The organism is Burkholderia pyrrocinia (assembly GCF_022809715.1).
GTDB lineage: Bacteria > Pseudomonadota > Gammaproteobacteria > Burkholderiales > Burkholderiaceae > Burkholderia > Burkholderia pyrrocinia_C.
Genome location: NZ_CP094459.1, coordinates 2,813,965 through 2,830,216 on the forward strand (window position 1 = coordinate 2,813,965; position 16,252 = coordinate 2,830,216).

Sequence of the window (16,252 nt, forward strand, 5' to 3'; positions counted from 1 at the left end):
CGTTTTTCATTCGGGCGGCCGTTGCGCCGCCCATTGCCTGCCCTGCTTCCCGGATGTCGCCGATGACCTTTTCCGCCGCACTCTTCGACATGGACGGCCTGCTCGTCGATTCCGAGCGGACCATCATGAACACGTGGATCGACGTGTCGAACGCACACGGTGTCGCGCTGACGGCCACCGACTACCTGCAGATCGTCGGCCGCTCGTTCGCCGAGGGCCAAGTCATCCTGGCGCGGCTGATCGGCAATCCCGATACGTTCGACGCCGTGCGCATCCGCGTACGCGAACAACTCGCGGCGCCCGAACCCCATCCGAAGTTCCCGTTGAAGCCCGGCGCGTTCGCGCTGCTCGACACGCTCGCACAGGCCGGCATCCCGTGCGCGGTCGCGTCGTCGTCCGCGTGCGACGTGATCCGCGCGCGGCTCGACGCGGTCGGCGTGCTGCCGTTCTTCCGCGCGATCGCGGGCGGCGACGAAGTCGCGCGCGGCAAGCCCGATCCGGCCGTCTACCGGCTCGCGGCCGAACGCCTCGGCGTGCCGGCACATACGTGCGTCGCGTTCGAGGACAGCGACTTCGGCGCGCAGTCGGCCGCCGGCGCGGGCGCGTCGGTCGTCACCGTGCCCGACCTGAAGGCGCCGACGCCCGAAATCGTCGCGCTGAGCCTGCACGTGCTCGCGTCGCTCGACGATGCGGTCGCACTCGTGCCGTCGTGGTTCGGCCGGTACGACACGCAGAAGCCGGCGTAGGACACGCGAGCGCGAAACACGGTGCGCTGCGCACCGCCAAATGCAAACGGGCACCCAAGGGTGCCCGTTTTGTTGTGCCGCCGAACGACCGGCGTCGCCACGGCGTCTACTTGTTGCCGGCCGTCTCCGACAGCCGCTTCATCGTCGCGATGCGCGCGCCGATCAGGTCGACGCGACCGTCCTCGCCGACGAGCGGCGCCGTCGCATCGCGGAACGCGACCCACGCGCGCTGCGCGCGCACCAGCGTCGCGGCCGAATGCGCAGGCATCTTGCGGCGCAGCTTCTGGTAATAGCGGTTCAGGTCGAACAGCGCGTGCTCGCACGCGGCATCCTGTTCGCACGGCCGCACGCGCCGCACGGCCGGATCGCGCGACGCGTTCGCCGCCGGCTTGCCGTTCGACGCGGCCGCGCCCTCGGCCACGCTCGTGCCGCTCGTAGCCGCGACCGGTACGGCAGCGGGCGGCGGCGCAAAACGATCGGCCGCGCCGCGCAGCGCCAGCGCGCGATCGCGCACGGGCTGCAGCTGCATGTCGGCGCTCGACATCGTGTACGCGGTGCCGCGCGTCGTGTCGTACACGGCCTTCAGCAGAAGGACTTCATCCTTGCGCCACGTAACCCAGCGGCGCTGGCTGTCCTGCCAGCCGCGCTTCGCGTCGGCCGGCGCATCCTTCAACAGGCGCTGGTACGCGCCGTCCATCACCGTCTGCCACTGCTGCTGCGCTTCGCCCATGCACTGGATCTGGCCGGCCGTCGACGACCGGTCGCGCCGCGCGAGGCATTGCCGCATCGCGACGTCGATCGGGTCAGCCGCCGCGACTTCCGCGTGCGCGACGCCCGACCCCGCCAGCCCCGCCGCCCCTGCCGCCCAGACGACGAGCGCGGCCACCGCCGCGCGCATCGCCCGGAATCGTCCGTGCGTCGCCATCAGTCGCGCACGCAGTCGACGTAGTACTCGACGCGGCCGTTCACCTCTTCCGCGACGAGGCCGTGGATGTCGGTGTGGAAGCCCGGGAAACGCTCGTTGAAGTCGCGCGCGAACCGCAGGTAGTTCACGATCGTCTTGTTGAAGCGCTCGCCCGGGATCAGCAGCGGAATGCCCGGCGGGTACGGCGTCAGCAGGATGCTCGTCACGCGGCCTTCGAGCTCGTCGAGCGGCACGCGGTCGATCTTGCGGTGCGCGAGCTTCGCGAACGCGTCCGACGGCTTCATCGCCGGTTCCATGTCCGACAGGTACATCTCGGTCGTCAGGCGTGCGATGTCGTTCGCGCGGTACACGTCGTGGATCTGCGTGCACAGGTCGCGCAGGCCGACGCGCTCGTAGCGCGGATGCTGCGCGACGAATTCCGGCAGCACGCGCCACAGCGGCTGATTGTTGTCGTAGTCGTCCTTGAACTGCTGCAGCTCGGTCACCATCGAGTTCCAGCGGCCCTTCGTGATGCCGATCGTGAACATGATGAAGAACGAGTACAGGCCGGTCTTCTCGACGATGATCCCGTGCTCGGCCAGGTACTTCGTGACGATCGCGGCCGGAATGCCCGTCTCGCCGAACTCGCCGTCGACGTCGAGCCCCGGCGTGATGATCGTCGCCTTGATCGGGTCGAGCATGTTGAAGCCTTCCGCGAGCGGGCCGAAGCCGTGCCAGTGGTCGTTCGGCTTCAGCATCCAGTCGTCGCGCGAACCGATGCCCTCTTCCGACAGGTTGTCCGGGCCCCACACGCTGAAGAACCAGTCGTCGCCGTATTCGGCGTCGACCTTGCGCATCGCGCGGCGGAAGTCGATCGCCTCGGCGATCGATTCCTCGACGAGCGCGGTGCCGCCCGGCGGCTCCATCATCGCGGCCGCGACGTCGCACGACGCGATGATCGCGTACTGCGGGCTCGTCGACGTATGCATCAGGTACGCCTCGTTGAAGCGGTGCTTGTCGAACGTGCGGTTCTCCGAATCCTGCACGACGATCTGCGACGCCTGCGAGATGCCGGCGAGCAGCTTGTGCGTCGAGTGCGTCGCGAATACCAGCGCGCCCGTGCGCGGGCGGCCGTCGCCGATCGCGTGCATGTCGCGGTAGAAATCGTGGAACGTCGCGTGCGGCAGCCACGCTTCATCGAAGTGCAGCGTGTCGAGCAGGTCGCCGAGCAGGTCCTTGATCATCTCGACGTTGTAGACGACACCGTCGTACGTGCTTTGCGTGATCGTCAGGATCCGCGGCTTCATGTCCGGGTTCTCGCGCAGCGCCTCGCGCGCGAACGGGTTCGCCTCGATCTTCTTGCGGATGTTCTCCGGCTTGAATTCGTCGCGCGGGATCGGCCCGATGATGCCGAAATGGTTGCGCGTCGGCGTCAGGAACACCGGAATCGCGCCCGTCATCGTGATCGCGTGCAGGATCGACTTGTGGCAGTTGCGGTCGACCAGCACGATGTCGCCCGGCGCCACCGTCGCGTGCCAGACGATCTTGTTCGACGTCGACGTGCCGTTGGTCACGAAGAACAGGTGATCGGCGCTGAAGATGCGCGCCGCATTGCGCTCGGACGCCGCGACCGGGCCTGTGTGATCGAGCAGCTGGCCGAGTTCGTCCACCGCGTTGCAGACGTCCGCGCGCAGCATGTTCTCGCCGAAGAACTGGTGGAACATCTGGCCGAGCGGGTTCTTCAGGAACGCGACGCCGCCCGAGTGGCCCGGGCAGTGCCACGAGTACGAGCCTTCGTCCGCGTACTTGACGAGTTCCTTGAAGAACGGCGGCGCGAGCGAGTCGAGATAGACCTTCGCCTCGCGGATGATGTGGCGCGCGACGAACTCCGGTGTGTCCTCGAACATGTGGATGAAGCCGTGCAGCTCGCGCAGGATGTCGTTCGGCAGATGCCGCGACGTGCGCGTCTCGCCGTACAGGAAGATCGGGATGTCCGCGTTGCGGCGGCGCACTTCGGTGACGAACGCGCGCAGCTCGATGATCGCGGTCGCGAGCTCGGGCAGCTCGCCGTCCGGGCCGGTTTCGCCGAGCATGAGTTCGTCGTCGTCGATCGACAGGATGAAGCACGACGCGCGGCTCGACTGCTGCGCGAACGACGTCAGATCGCCGTAGCTCGTGAGGCCGAGGACTTCGACGCCCTCTTTCTCGATCGCTTCGGCCAACGCCCGGATGCCGGAGCCCGAGATGTTCTCGGAGCGGAAATCTTCGTCGATGATGACGACGGGGAAACGAAACTTCATGGGCGATTCTCCAAAAAGAACGACCGCGGCGCGTCACGCGCAGCGGTCACCCGGAAACTGGTGAGACGATATGCAACCAGATCAGGTTTTCGGCAGCGTGACACCGCGCTGCCCCTGATACTTGCCGCCGCGATCGGCGTACGACACGTCGCACACTTCGTCGCTCTCGAAGAAGAGCACCTGCGCGACGCCTTCGTTCGCGTAGATCTTCGCGGGCAGCGGCGTGGTGTTCGAGAATTCCAGCGTGACGTAGCCTTCCCACTCGGGCTCGAACGGCGTCACGTTGACGATGATCCCGCAGCGCGCATAGGTCGACTTGCCGAGGCAGACCGTCAGCACGGTGCGCGGGATGCGGAAATATTCGACGGTGCGGGCCAGCGCGAACGAGTTCGGCGGGATGATGCACACGTCGCCCTTGAAATCGACAAACGAACCCTCGTCGAAGTTCTTCGGATCGACGATCGTCGAGTTGATGTTCGTGAAGATCTTGAATTCGTCTGCGCAGCGGATGTCGTAGCCGTAGCTCGACGTGCCGTAGCTGACGATCCGGCGGCCATCCTCGGACGCGCGAACCTGATCGGGCACGAACGGCTCGATCATCTTGTGCTCTTCGGCCATGCGCCGAATCCACTTGTCGGACTTGATGCTCATGTCAGCCTCCGCCGGGCCGTCCCAAGGAGGCTGACCGCCCCCTCGGGGGGCAGCGAACAAAGTGAGCGTGGGGGTCGTGTCATATCGGGGCGCCAGGAAACGCTGCGTGACGGAAAACGAAAGCCGCCGATACGAGGCGGCGGCGGGGAAAGGCGGACATTTTACGCGATCATCGGCCCGCGCACGCGGCAGCCGTCAGCGGATCACGCCGCAGGCGAGCGCAGGCCCCGCGCCATGCTGCGGAAACGCGGGATCGCTCGGCTCGCGGTGCACCAGCGCCGCGCGGCTCATCGCCGAGCGCACGCCATCGAGGGCCAGATCTGGAGCGACGATGAAGCCGGCTGCGACGCCGTTCGCATCCGCATGGATGTTGCCGAGATCGCCGGCGACGCGGGCGCCCGCGCGCAGGCGGTCGGCGGCCGGCGCGAACACCTGGCCGGCGCTCGAGCCGTCGCCTGCGTTGCAGTCGCCGCGCTCGTGCACCTGCAGCGCGTGATCGCTGTTCGGCGGCAGGCCGACCAGGTTGTAGGTGACCTGGACGCCGTCCGGACGCTCGACGAACGTCACCGCGCCGCGCGCCTGCGAGCCGACCGTCGGCTGCAGCTGTGCGTCGGCCCGTTTTTCGTGCGACGAGGAAAAGGAGGTGCAGCCGGCCAGCAGGCCCAGCGCGGCGACGGCCAGCAGCGCGTGCCGCGCGCGGCCGGCGCGCACCCCGTGATGTCGTTGTTTCATTCAATCCTCATGCCGGCTGACGGCCGTTTGACACGGCGGCCGTGCCGGGCGGGTAAAGGGACCCGGGAAAAGTCGCCATGATACCGCGCCTCGCGGCGCCGTAAACAGCGTGAGGCCCCGCCCCGCAAGGGTTTTACGTATTTTGAACAACGATGGTCGGGAACTTCGACGTCATGTCGCGCGCGCGCTCGGCAATCGCCAGCGCGACCCCGCGCGCGATGTCGCGGTAGCGCCGCGCCAGCGCACCGTCCGGATCGGCCGCGACCGTCGGCGTGCCGCTGTCGGCCCGCTCGCGGATCGCGATGTCGAGCGGCAGGCTGCCGAGCACGTTCACATCGTAGTCCTTCGCCATCCGCTCGGCCCCGCCGGCGCCAAAGATGTGCTCCTCATGGCCGCAGTTCGAGCAGATGTGGATGCTCATGTTCTCGACGATGCCGAGGATCGGAATCCCGACCTTCTCGAACATCTTCAGGCCCTTCTTCGCGTCGAGCAGCGCGATGTCCTGCGGCGTCGTGACGATCACCGCGCCCGTGACCGGCACGCGCTGCGCGAGCGTCAGCTGGATGTCGCCGGTGCCGGGCGGCATGTCGACGATCAGGTAGTCGAGCTCGCGCCAGTTGGTCTGGCGCAGCAACTGCTCGAGCGCGGAGGTCGCCATCGGGCCGCGCCACACCATCGGGTTGTCTTCCTCGATCAGGAAGCCGATCGAGTTCGCCTGCAGCCCGTGGCCGACGAGCGGGTTCATCGACTGGTTGTCGGGCGACTCGGGGCGCTGGCCGTGGATGCCGAGCATCGTCGGCAGCGACGGGCCATAGATGTCGGCATCGAGAATGCCGACCGATGCGCCTTCCGCGGCGAGCGCGAGCGCGAGGTTCACGGCCGTCGTGCTCTTGCCGACGCCGCCCTTGCCCGACGCCACCGCGACGATGTTCTTCACGTTCGGCAGCAGCTTCACGCCGCGCTGCACCGTGTGCGCGACGATCTCCTGCGACACGGCGACGCGCGCGTCGCGCACGCCCGGCACGGCCTGGAGCGCCGCCACGACGCGTGCGCGCACGTCGTCGTGCTGGCTGCGCGCGGGATAACCGAGCACCACGTCGAGCGCCACGACATCGCCGTCGATCGCGACGTTGCGCACGCCCTTGTTCGCCGCATACGGCCGGCCGGTATTGGGGTCGACGACAGCCGCCAGTGCGGCGTCGACTTGTGCCCGGTCAATGCTCATCGAAACTCCGTGAAAACGTTTTTCTCGCGCGCAAACGTCAAAAAATATCAAATTACGCTGCGAAAATCGGGAAAAGTGAAAGAATCTGTTGCATGCCATTGCGCGAACGCGCGACCCGGCGCACTCTTCGCGTGCGGCACGCTATGGGGCCAAATCGGCCACTAACCGCCTATATTGTAGAGGCTGACGCGTCGCGCTGTCCGAACAGCCATGTTGACGGACAGGGCATGCAACCGCCTCGGCGGCTGCCGCTAGCGCCAGGCCCGCCCTCCTTTTTCGGGCGGCCTGTGCGGGGAGCCGTAACTGTAGTTGTCGTTGTCGACTCGTTCAACCAAGAGAGGAATCCAAGATGAACATGAAAATCGCGACTCGCCTGTCCGTCTTCGCCCTGGCAGGTGCAGTGCTGGCCGGCTGCGCATCGCCGCAAGGCACCAACACGGCCGTCGGTACCGGCACGGGTGCGGCGCTGGGCGCAGGCATCGGCGCTCTGGCTGGCGGCGGCAAGGGCGCGGCGATCGGCGCGGGCGTCGGCGCGCTGGTCGGCGGCGTGACGGGTTACAACTGGCAGGCGATCAGGAACAAGCTCGCGCCGTCGGCAGCGAAGACGGGCACGCAGGTGACCGAGCAGCCGGACGGCTCGCTGAAGCTGAACGTACCGAGCTCGGTGACGTTCGCGACGAACCAGTACGCGATCACGCCGGCATTCACGCCGCTGCTGAACGACCTGGCGACGACGCTGAACCAGAACCCGCAAGTAACGGCATCGGTCGTCGGCTACACGGACAGCACGGGCTCGGCGCAGCTGAACCAGACGCTGTCGCAGAACCGCGCGCAAAGCGTCGTGAACGCGCTCGCGCAGCGCGGCGTCAACGCCGGCCGCCTGTCGGCGCAGGGCATGGGCCCGTCGAACCCGATCGCGGACAACGCGACCGAAGCCGGCCGCGCCCAGAACCGCCGCGTCGAAATCTACCTGCGCGCAGCGCAGGCGCAGTAAGCGCACGACGAGGAGAAGGCGCGGGCACGCCGCCCGCGCAGCCCCGCCGGACAAGGCGTCCGTCGGGGCTGGTAACAAATCGAAAAAATTTTCGAACTTCCGTCGCGGGCCGTGGTCAGTATTTACGGTACGCGGCTGGTAGTTGCCGGCGCGTCACCATTCTCCTCTTGTCGTTGTTGCTCCGGGGCCGTATCCGCCCCGGTTTTTTTTGCCCGCAGAATTCGTGCTGCAACGCAGCAGCACCGCCGGGCACGCCGTTTGCCCGACTCCGCCCGTTCCAGCGCCCGCCACGCGGCGCCGTGCCTCCCCGGCCCGCGCCCCTGCTAGAATCGCAGTTTCCCGTCGTATTTCCGCCGTTCCTCTACAGACCCTATGTCCGCAACCGACCTCACTTCCGTGCAGGCTGCGGCGCCGCAAGGCGCGCGCCAGATCCTCGTTACGTCCGCACTGCCCTACGCCAACGGGCAGATCCACATCGGCCACCTGGTCGAGTACATCCAGACCGACATCTGGGTGCGGACGCTGCGAATGCACGGTCACGAGGTCTACTACATCGGCGCCGACGACACGCACGGCACGCCGGTCATGCTGCGCGCGGAGAAGGAAGGCCTGAGCCCGAAGCAGCTGATCGACCGCGTCTGGACCGAGCACAAGCGCGACTTCGACAGCTTCGGCGTGTCGTTCGACAACTTCTACACGACCGATTCGGACGAGAACCGCGTGCTGAGCGAGCAGATCTACCTCGCGCTGCGGGAAGCCGGCCTGATCGCCGAGCGCGAGATCGAGCAGGCGTACGACCCCGTCAAGGAAATGTTCCTGCCGGACCGCTTCATCAAGGGCGAGTGCCCGAAGTGCCACGCGAAGGATCAGTACGGCGACAACTGCGAGGTGTGCGGCTCGACCTACCTGCCGACCGAACTGCTGAACCCGTATTCGGTCGTGTCGGGCGCGACGCCGGTGCGCAAGACGTCGAAGCACTACTTCTTCCGCCTGTCCGACCCGCGCTGCGAGACGTTCCTGCGCGAATGGGTGAGCGGCCTCGCGCAGCCCGAAGCGACCAACAAGATGCGCGAATGGCTCGGCGACGCCGGCGAGGCCAAGCTCGCCGACTGGGACATCTCGCGTGACGCGCCGTACTTCGGCTTCGAGATCCCGGGCGCGCCCGGCAAGTATTTCTACGTGTGGCTCGACGCGCCGGTCGGCTACTACGCGAGCTTCAAGAACCTGTGCGACCGCAACGGCATCGATTTCGACGCATGGATCCGCGCGGGCTCGAAGGCCGAGCAGTACCACTTCATCGGCAAGGACATCCTGTACTTCCACACGCTGTTCTGGCCCGCGATGCTCGAGTTCTCGGGCCACCGCACGCCGACCAACGTGTTCGCGCACGGCTTCCTGACGGTCGACGGCGCGAAGATGTCGAAGTCGCGCGGCACGTTCATCACCGCGCAGAGCTACATCGACACGGGCCTGAACCCGGAATGGCTGCGCTACTACTTCGCCGCGAAGCTGAACGCGACGATGGAAGACATCGACCTGAACCTCGACGACTTCCAGGCACGCGTGAACAGCGACCTCGTCGGCAAGTACGTGAACATCGCGAGCCGCGCGGCCGGCTTCCTGCTCAAGCGCTTCGACGGCCGCGTGCAGGACAGCGCGATGAACCATCCGCTCGTCGCGAAGCTGCGCGATGCGATTCCCGCGATCGCCGCGAACTACGAAGCACGCGAATACAGCCGCGCGCTGCGCCACACGATGGAGCTCGCGGACGACGTGAACGCGTACGTCGACGGCGCGAAGCCGTGGGAGCTCGCGAAGGATCCGGCCAACGCGGTCGCGCTGCACGAAACCTGCAGCGTGAGCCTCGAGGCGTTCCGCCTGCTGTCGCTCGCGCTGAAGCCGGTGATGCCGCGCGTCGCCGAATCCGTCGAGTCGTTCTTCGGAATCGCGCCGCTCACGTGGGCCGATGCCGCGAAGCCGCTGTCGTCGGAACAGCCGATCAAGGCGTACCAGCACCTGATGACCCGCGTCGATGCGAAGCAGATCGGCGCGCTGCTCGCCGCGAACCGCGATTCGCTGCAGGCCGACGCGGCCGCTGCAAGCGCGAACGCCGCGAAGGACTCGAAGGATGCGAAGAACGCCAAGGCGAACGCGAAGCCGGCCGTCGTAAACGGCGCCGACGACGCCCCCATCTCGATCGACGATTTCGCGAAGATCGACCTGCGCATCGCGAAGATCGTCGCGTGCCAGGCCGTCGAAGGCTCGGACAAGCTGCTGCAGCTCACGCTCGACATCGGCGAGGAAAAGACCCGCAACGTGTTCTCGGGCATCAAGTCCGCGTACCAGCCCGAGCAGCTCGTCGGCAAGCTGACGGTGATGGTCGCGAACCTCGCGCCGCGCAAGATGAAGTTCGGCCTGTCCGAAGGGATGGTGCTCGCGGCGTCGGCAACCGACGAGAAGGCCGAGCCGGGCCTCTACATCCTCGAGCCGCACAGCGGCGCGAAGCCCGGCATGCGCGTGAAGTAAGCCGCGCCGAGCGCGCCGTCGCTTGCACGAAAAAGGCCCCGCACGCATCGTGCGGGGCCTTTTTTACATGTGCGCGGTGCGACACGCGCCCGCCGTCACCGCTGCCCGAACCAGCGATCGAAGCGCCGCGTGTAGTTCAGGTCGACACCCTGGAACGTGCCGCCGTACGCGGACACCGACCAGAAGCGCGTCAGGTTGATCGTCGCCTTGAACGCGTTGCTGGCCGACTGCAGCCCCTGCTCGTAGCCGAGCACGAAGCGCTCGTTGATCGCCTTCGACACCTGCACGACTTGCGGATCGGTCAGGCCGACGTCGCTGCGGCCGATCGAGAATTCGTCGAGGCCGATGGTCTGCGCGACGCGCTTGCCGGTCGCGCTGCCGAGCAGCGCGAGCGCGGCCGTCATCGCGCCCTGCTGGCCGACGTTGTTGCCCTGGTCGGTGCCGTGCCCGAACAGCAGCCACGACAGCTTCTCGTTGTCGGTGACGTTCGGCTCCGACACGAGCTTGACCGTCGGCGACTGGATCGTGCCCGTCACCTGCACGCCGGCCTCGACCTCCTGGTTGCGCCGCATCGCGAGGATGTTGACGCCGGGGTTCGACACGGGCCCGTTGAACGTGAAGAAGCCGTTCTCGACCGCGAGCTTGCGGCCGAACGACGTGTACGTCGACCCTTCGGTCACGCGCACGTTGCCGACCGCGCGCAGCGGCACGCCCGGCGCGCTCATCACGGTGATCGTGCCGCGCAGCCCTAGATCCGCGCCGTGGCCCTTGAAGCGGAAGTTGTTGCCGAGGCCGATGTCGATGTTCGCGCGCGGCGCGAGCGACGGCGCCGGCTTGTCCGTGGCCGGCGGCGGCTTCGCGACCGCGGTGCCGGTCGGCGTCTCGCCGCGCACCGTGCCGTCCGGCCGCACGATCACGACGTCGTCGGACAGGTGCGGCGCCGATTCCTCGGGCAGGTCGAACAGCGCGCGGTCGACGACGAACTTGCCGTCGATCGACAGCGCGCCGCGCGGCCCGTCGTTCGCGACCGTCGCCTTGCCCGACAGCGACAGCTTGCGGTCCGGCGCCGCGAACAGTTCGAGCTTGTCCGCGACGATGCTCGCGGTCAGGTCGGGCGCCTCGCCGTCGAGGCGCACGCGGCCGAGCGCGCGCAGCGTGCCGTCGCCGCCGTGGAACTCGACCTGCTGGAATTCGACGAGGTTTTCCGAGAGCTTCACGCGCACGATGCCGTCCTTCAACTGCACGCCCTGGTCGACGAGCGTCGCGGACAGGTCGTCGCCCGTCAGCATCCCCGACAGGTTCGGCTTCACCGGCGTGCCGGCGACCGTCAGCTTCAGCGCCGCGCGCCCGCCGAGCAGGTAGCTCGGCCCGAACAGGTTGCCGGTCGCTTTCAGCGACGGGATGTCGGCGTCGATGCGGCCCGACAGCGGGCCGTCGTCGACGACCCCGAACATGCCGTCGCGCAGCGCGAACGGCACCGTGACGTTCGCATCGAGCGTGCCGATCCGGTTCGCCTTCGCGAGCGCCGTCACGTTGAGCCGGTTGCCGGGCGCGAAGCTCGCGCGCGCGGACAGGTCGGTCAGCCCGAGCGACGCGATGCCGCGCCCGCTCTCGATCGTCACGTCGCCGCCGCGGCGCTTCACCTGCACGTAGCCCGTCGCGTTCGCGCCGAGCGAGAAATCCCAGTCGGCATCGAGCACGACGTCGGTGCGCACCGGCGGCCGCTGGCCCGTCAGCTCCTGGCGGACCTCGAAGAAGCGTGCGACCGATGCGCCTCTCACCGAGCCCGCCGAGCGCATCTGGCCGTGATCGAACACGAACGACTTCAGGTCGATCGCCGCGCCTTCGAGCGTGAGCCGCGTCGCGCCGAGCGTCACGCGGCCGGCGCCGGCCGACACGGTGAGCGGCGCCTGCAGCGCGACGGCCGGCGTGCCGCGGTTCGCAAGGCGCGTGACGGTGCCGTCCCAGCGCATTCCGTCGCGGTTCTCGACCACGCCGCCATTCGCCGCGAGCGTCACGTCGATCACGCGGCCGCCGGTCGTCCCGACCGCCGATGCGTCGAGCGTGTGCTTCGCGCGCGTGCCGTTCAGATTCGCGCGCAGCGATTTCAGCTTCAGCGAGCCGAGCGCGATGTCGGTCGCATCGGCCGTGAACACGAGTGCGCCGTGCGCGCCGTCGCGGATGTCCGCGCGGCCCTGCGCGGCGCCGATCCGGTTCGATCCGACGACGACGCGCTCGGCCTTGTAAGTGGCCGTCACGTTCGGATGCGCGAAGCTGCCGGTCAGGTCGCCCTGCGCCTGCGCGAGCCCTTCCACGCCGAAGCCGAGCCGGTCGAGCTGCGGCGCGTCGACGACGAAGCGCAGCCGGTCGCCGGGCGCGCCGAAGCTGCCGCGCAAATCGACGTGGTTGCCCGCGATCGACAGGTTCGCATTGCTCGGCAGGATCCGCGAGCCGGCGAGCTGCACGACGCCGGCACCGGTCAGCGGCACGCCGTCGTACAGGCTGTCGCCGAGCTTGAAGGTCGCCTTCGTCGACACCTGCGGCGCAAACGCGCCCGACGCGGTCAGCGTGCCCGACACGCGCGTCTCGCCGCGCGTGGCCGGCGCCTTCGCCTTTGCCGTGGCGGCCGCCTTGCCGCCACCAGCCTTCGGCGCCCTCATCGCGGCGAGCAGCAGCGGATCGAACGCCGTCAGCGTCGCCTTCGCGTCGTAGCTCGAATGCGCGTCGTGGCGGAACACGCCCGTCAGGTCGATACGGCCCTTGGCCGCCGTCACGCGCGCGTCGGTCAGCACGGTCTGCTGCGGCGTCAGCGCGACCTTCGCGCGCGCGCCGAGCGCGAGCTTCGGGTCGGTCAGGTCGAAATCGACGGTCGTCACGTCGCCCGCGAGCGTCACGCCGACCGGGCCGCCCAGGCGCATCGGCCGCAACTCGGCGACGAATGCGTTCAGGTCGAGGTTCGCGACCTTCAGGTCGAAGCGGCCCTTGCCGCCCGTCAGCGTGCCGTTGCCCGTCACGCTGCCGTCGCGGATCAGTTTCAGCGCGAGATCGTCGATCCGCTGTGCGTGCGCGTCGAGATGCACGTTCGCGTGCGCATCGATCACCGGCAGCAGGTGGTCGCCGAGCGTACCGGGCTTCGCGTTGACGATCGACACGGGGCCCGTCACCGCGAAACCCTTCGCCGGCGCGGCGCCGGCCGGTGCGGTCACGGGCGCGAGTTCCGCGCGCACCGCGAGATCGGCGGCCGGCGCGCCGGGTGCGAGCGCCTGCGGGTTCACGTGATCGAACGCGAGCGACGCGCGCGTGAGCGGCACCGCACCGAACGGCGCGGCCTCGACGTGCGCGCGCCCGCTCAGCTTCATCCCGCTCGCGTCGACGTCGGCGACGAGCGCCTCGAGCGAACCGGACACGCGGGCCCGCGCGTCGACCGGCTCGTCGGATAGCTTGCCCGAGTAGGTAGCTTCGCCCGTCAGCGCGAACGGCTTCGCGCCGTCGAGCTTCGCGTGCGCGGTCAGCGCGCCGTACGGCGTATCGACGCCGCCGAGCACGAGTTCATGATGACGGCCGTCGCTGCGGCCGTTCAGCGCGAGATGGTCGAGCTGCGTCGTCGAACCGCCTTCGTGAATCGCGAGGTGATCGACGCGCAGATCGTCGATCCGCAACTGCAGCGGCAGGCTCAGATCCTGCGGCGTCGTGCTCGGCGTCGACGGCCCCGGCGCGATCCGCACGTCGATCGTGCCCGCGCGAAGATAGGCGATGGACAGCCGCCACGGCGCGCGGGTCAATTCCCAGCGGCCGTCGAGCCGGTCGATGCGGACCTCGGTGCCGGTGCCGTCGGGGCTGGTCCACGCGAAGCCTCGCAACCGCACGCCGGTCGCAAGCGAGCCGCCTTCGAGCGTGCCCGCGAGCCGTGCGTCGAGCACGCGCCCGGCCACCTGCCATGCGAGCCGCGTGCCGCGCTCGGTCGTCGCCGCGGCCAGCACGAGCCCGGCAGCCAGCACGACGAGCAGCACGGCCGTCGCGAGCGTCCACGCGACGACGCGCATCGCGCGGCCGCGGCGCGGCGCGCGCGGCGGTGCGTCGGGCGCGCCGTCGGGCGAGTCCGGATCGTGAGGCGGCGGCGTGTCGTTCGGGTCCTTCGTCATGCGGTTCGTCGTGGATGAAGCGGTACGTTCAGAAAGCGATGCCGAGCGTCAGGTACGGGCGCACGCTGTGGTTGCGCAACCCGTACGCGACGTCGACGTTGATCGGGCCGACGGGGCTGCGCCAGCGCGCGCCGATGCCGACGCCCGGATAAAACACCTTCTCGCCCCACGCATCGGTCGCGGTGCCGATGTCGAAGAACGTGGCGACGCCCCAGTCGCGGTTGAACCAGTGCTGGTATTCGGCGGTGCCCGTCATCAGGTACTTGGTCGGCAACACGGAGCCGGCGACGCTGTTGCCGATGCTCTGGTAACCGTAACCGCGCACCGAGTTCGAGCCACCCGCGCGGAACAGCAGCGACGCCGGCACGCCGGTCGAGCTGCCGCTCGTGAACACGCCGCCGAGCTCCGCGCGGAACACGAACAGGTCGCGCTTGCCGATCGGCAAATACTGCTGGCCGCGCGCGTAGCCGCGGATGAAAGTCTGGTCGGTCGCCACGCCCTTGATCGCGAAGCCGGCCTCCGCGTGGATCAGGTTGCCCGAGCGCGGAAACAGCGGATCGTCGACGTTGCGGCGCGTCCAGGCCCATTGCGGCACGAGCGCGCGGCTCGTGGTCGGCCCCGCGCCGTTCTGGTCGAGCCGGTCCTGGTAGAACATCAGCGAATACGCATAGTCGATGAACTGGCCCGTGCGCGTGCGCTGCACGCCGACCCGCGCGCTGTAGATGCGCGTGTCCGACACGTTGGTGTTCGTATACGACGCGAGCACGCTGTTGGTCCACCCTTTCTCGCCCGGCGGCATCGACAGCTGAACCTGCCCGTACTGCTGGATCTGGTCGAGCCGGCCCGACACGGTCAGCGGCCACGCGGCGCCGAACGTGTCGAGATACGTATAGGAGCCCTGCACGTGCGGCCCGGTATCGGTTGCGAAACCGACGCCGCCGCGGATGTTGTTGTACGGGAACTCGCTCACCTTCACGTGCACGGGCGTGCGCTCGGGCTTCGTCGTATCGTCGCCGACGTCGATCGCGACGCTCGCGTAGTACGGCGTGTTCTGCAACTGCCGCTGCAATTCGGTGATCCGCTGCGCGTCGTAGATCTCGCCTTCCGACAGCGGATTGACGTTCGTGACGATCTTCTCCGGATAGCGGCGCACGCCGTCGACATCGACCTTGCCGATCGTAAACGTCGGCCCGCTGTCGAACGTGACCGCGAGCGTCGCGCGCTGCGTGCGCGGATCGACGCGCGCCTCGGACGACGTGATCTTCGCGCCGAGATAGCGGCGCGACTGCAGTTGCTTGAGCGCCGCGCCCTTCGCGCCGTCCCAGTCGGACTGCGTGAACGGGTCGCCGGGCTTCAGCGAGAACGCGAAGCGGGTCGCGGCCTCCTGCTTCGGATCTTCGGTGTCGACGGGGCCCTTGAACGTCAGGTCGACCGTCGACACGACGGTCCGCGGCCCCGGATCGACCGCGATGCGCACGTCGCGCTTGCCGTCGCGCATACGCACGTCGGTGCGCACGACCGGCGAGAAATAACCGGCCGTCGCGGTCAGGTCGCGCACCTGCTGCGGCGTGGCGGTCACGAGGAAGTCGAACTGGTCGTCGCTGATGTCGTCGCGCTTCGCGAAGCGCGCAATATCGAGATGCGACTTGAGCAGCTTGCGGACCGAGCGCGGCGCGTCGATGTCGACGTCGTACTTCGCGTGGGCCGGCAACGCGAACAACGCGGCGACGCAACCCGCGAAGGCCGCCCGTGCGGCGCGGGCCGCGGCGCCGGCGCGATTGCGTGCCGCGCGCGGGCCCGGGTCATGCGCCATGTATGCTTGCTGGTTCGACTGCCCCGCCAAATATGACCTCGCCCTCGGTTGTCACGGTTTCGTGGAAACCCTGTATTTGACCACAGGGCAGCGGCCATGCCCGCACGCGCGAGGCTTTGACGCTTGCGCGCAACGACGCGCGCACGGGCCCGGGCCGCGTCGCCGCAGGTGCGGGCCCGCGGATTCGACGCGCGATTGGCGCCGGTCGTTCCCGCGATG

Annotated in this window: 10 protein-coding genes; 3 read left to right on the forward strand and 7 right to left on the reverse strand. The window is 68.5% G+C overall.

Features of this window, described 5'->3' with window-relative positions:
• Window positions 1-62: 62 nt before the first annotated feature.
• Window positions 63-746: an HAD family hydrolase gene (locus tag MRS60_RS12985; RefSeq protein ID WP_034179403.1), complete on the forward strand. Its 684-nt coding sequence runs from the start codon at window positions 63-65 to the stop codon at window positions 744-746.
• A gap of 106 nt (window positions 747-852) precedes the next feature.
• Here the strand turns inward: MRS60_RS12985 and MRS60_RS12990 are convergent, their stop codons facing one another.
• The 5 genes from MRS60_RS12990 to apbC form a co-directional block, all read right to left on the reverse strand.
• A complete protein-coding gene (locus MRS60_RS12990) occupies window positions 853-1,671 on the reverse strand; it encodes a lysozyme inhibitor LprI family protein (protein ID WP_034178749.1) in 819 nt (272 codons plus the stop codon).
• Window positions 1,671-3,950, reverse strand: a complete 2,280-nt coding sequence (locus MRS60_RS12995; protein WP_034178750.1) for an arginine/lysine/ornithine decarboxylase — start codon at window positions 3,948-3,950, stop codon at window positions 1,671-1,673. Before MRS60_RS12995 ends, MRS60_RS12990 begins: the two co-directional genes overlap by 1 nt.
• An 81-nt stretch (window positions 3,951-4,031) precedes the next feature.
• Entirely contained in the window at window positions 4,032-4,601 is a 570-nt protein-coding gene (gene dcd, locus MRS60_RS13000; RefSeq protein WP_006398615.1) for a dCTP deaminase, read from the reverse strand.
• Between the two features lie 195 nt (window positions 4,602-4,796).
• The gene (gene sodC, locus MRS60_RS13005) at window positions 4,797-5,333 is read right to left on the reverse strand and encodes a superoxide dismutase [Cu-Zn] (protein WP_034178751.1); all 537 of its coding nucleotides are present in this window, start codon (window positions 5,331-5,333) and stop codon (window positions 4,797-4,799) included.
• A 133-nt stretch (window positions 5,334-5,466) separates the two neighbouring features.
• Window positions 5,467-6,558: an iron-sulfur cluster carrier protein ApbC gene (gene apbC, locus MRS60_RS13010; RefSeq protein ID WP_131948578.1), complete on the reverse strand. Its 1,092-nt coding sequence runs from the start codon at window positions 6,556-6,558 to the stop codon at window positions 5,467-5,469.
• 349 nt (window positions 6,559-6,907) lie between these two features.
• Between apbC and MRS60_RS13015 the strand changes: the two genes are divergently transcribed.
• Both MRS60_RS13015 and metG read left to right on the forward strand, forming a co-directional pair.
• Window positions 6,908-7,552, forward strand: a complete 645-nt coding sequence (locus tag MRS60_RS13015; protein WP_034178753.1) for an OmpA family protein — start codon at window positions 6,908-6,910, stop codon at window positions 7,550-7,552.
• A 372-nt stretch (window positions 7,553-7,924) separates the two neighbouring features.
• Window positions 7,925-10,078, forward strand: a complete 2,154-nt coding sequence (gene metG / locus MRS60_RS13020; protein WP_243564802.1) for a methionine--tRNA ligase — start codon at window positions 7,925-7,927, stop codon at window positions 10,076-10,078.
• Window positions 10,079-10,173: 95 nt separating this feature from the next.
• On the opposite strand, the gene MRS60_RS13025 is transcribed toward metG, so the two are convergent.
• Together MRS60_RS13025 and MRS60_RS13030 are read right to left on the reverse strand one after the other, a co-directional pair.
• Window positions 10,174-14,220 (reverse strand): translocation/assembly module TamB domain-containing protein, encoded by a 4,047-nt coding sequence (locus MRS60_RS13025; RefSeq protein WP_243564803.1) that lies wholly within the window; start codon window positions 14,218-14,220, stop codon window positions 10,174-10,176.
• A 28-nt stretch (window positions 14,221-14,248) separates the two neighbouring features.
• Window positions 14,249-16,063 (reverse strand): autotransporter assembly complex protein TamA, encoded by a 1,815-nt coding sequence (locus MRS60_RS13030; RefSeq protein WP_243564804.1) that lies wholly within the window; start codon window positions 16,061-16,063, stop codon window positions 14,249-14,251.
• Window positions 16,064-16,252 lie beyond the last annotated feature (189 nt).